A 572-nucleotide genomic window follows, 5' to 3' on the forward strand; every position below is an offset into this window, starting at 1 on the left:
CCCTTCACCGACCGCTGCATGTCGGTGACCTCTTCCGGCCGCTCATCGACCAGCACCACCATCAGATGGCACTCCGGATTGTTCACCGTGATCGAGTTCGCGATGCTCTGCAGCACCATCGTCTTGCCCGCCTTCGGCGGCGCCACGATCAGCCCCCGCTGCCCCTTCCCGATCGGCGAGACCAGATCGATGATCCGCGAGGTGAGCTGATTCGGCTCCGTCTCCAGCCGCAGCCGCTCCTGCGGATACAACGGCGTCAGCTTGTTGAACTCCGACCGCGACCGGCCGCCCTCCGGCGAGGTGCCGTTGACCGAATCCAGCCGCACCAGCGCATTGAACTTCTCCCGCCGCTCCCCCTCACGCGGCTGCCGCACCGCACCCGTGACGTGATCACCCTTGCGCAGACCGTTCTTCCGCACCTGCGCCAACGACACATACACATCATTCGGACCCGGCAGATACCCCGACGTCCGCACGAACGCATAGTTGTCCAGGATGTCCAAGATCCCCGCCACCGGAATCAGCACATCATCCTCAGCGATCTGCGGCTCGGCATCCTCACGACCACCACG

Annotated in this window: 1 pseudogene; it reads right to left on the reverse strand. The window is 64.7% G+C overall.

Going from position 1 to position 572, the window contains the following annotated elements:
- Window positions 1-572: pseudogene (locus AN215_RS00050) on the reverse strand (transcription termination factor Rho); the annotation flags it as partial.

This window comes from Streptomyces abyssalis, from assembly GCF_001751365.1.
Lineage (GTDB): Bacteria > Actinomycetota > Actinomycetes > Streptomycetales > Streptomycetaceae > Streptomyces > Streptomyces abyssalis.